Consider the following 778-nt stretch of genomic DNA (forward strand, 5'->3'; position numbering starts at 1 on the left):
CGAGGTGCTCGACCAGGTGGAACACGTCTCCCTTGGCCTCCGACAGTGGATCGAACCAGCCTTTGCCCTCGTGAATGACGATGATGATTTCGGCGCCGCGCCTGAATTTTACGGCGCGTCTGGTGCTCTCCTTCTGATCGACCGCGAAGCCCGCCCGCTCCAGCACCGCAGCACACAGAACGCCACTTCTGAGTTCCTCGACATCGCCCATCTCCATTCCTATCCCGGCGCCCATGATGTTCCGTCCCTTCCTGTTCGGTTTCCTTTCCCGCGAACCCGCGGGACCAGACCCCAAGGCCGCGAAGAGCGAAGGAGGCAAGGGCGCGGCCGGGCAACTGAAGACGTGCACAGGGCAATGCGATTTTCCGGCCGCGGCGCAGCCTCCCTTGCCGCCGCTCGCTCGCAAGCGGCACCCAATCGCTGCGCATCGGCCCGCCGATCAGCAGAGCCGTTGGATCGCGGTCGTGCAATGTGGACTTTGTGACGGGGCGGGCCGCCAGGGGCCGGCTCAACGAGCCGGCCTGATCTGGAATGGGTCGTATTCGTGAAGGATTTCGAGATCATCGCCAGGCTCGATCTCATCGCTGCGGAGCACGCCGATCACGTCGCCGGATTTGAAGAGGATGACGGGGACCATCAGGGTGCGGGCGAGGTCCAGGGCGTGGTGTTGAGCCAGGGCAAGATCGTGCGACATCTGAGGGCCTTCCATCTTTGAGCGAGGCCAGTCCCCGCTCGATGGCTCCCGTCAGTGTCGTGGGCCGGTCGCGGTCACCGCGCG

Annotated in this window: 1 protein-coding gene and 1 pseudogene; both read right to left on the reverse strand. The window is 64.7% G+C overall.

The window, feature by feature from the left end; all coding sequences use genetic code 11:
* Positions 1 to 217, reverse strand: a pseudogene (locus tag EN780_RS35935) (hypothetical protein); the annotation flags it as partial.
* 291 nt (positions 218 to 508) lie between these two features.
* Complete coding sequence (locus EN780_RS35940; RefSeq protein WP_127253958.1) at positions 509 to 694, reverse strand: hypothetical protein; 186 nt, start codon at positions 692 to 694, stop codon at positions 509 to 511.
* Positions 695 to 778: the final 84 nt, after the last annotated feature.

The sequence above is a fragment of the Mesorhizobium sp. M4B.F.Ca.ET.089.01.1.1 genome (genome assembly GCF_004022605.1).
GTDB lineage: Bacteria > Pseudomonadota > Alphaproteobacteria > Rhizobiales > Rhizobiaceae > Mesorhizobium > Mesorhizobium abyssinicae.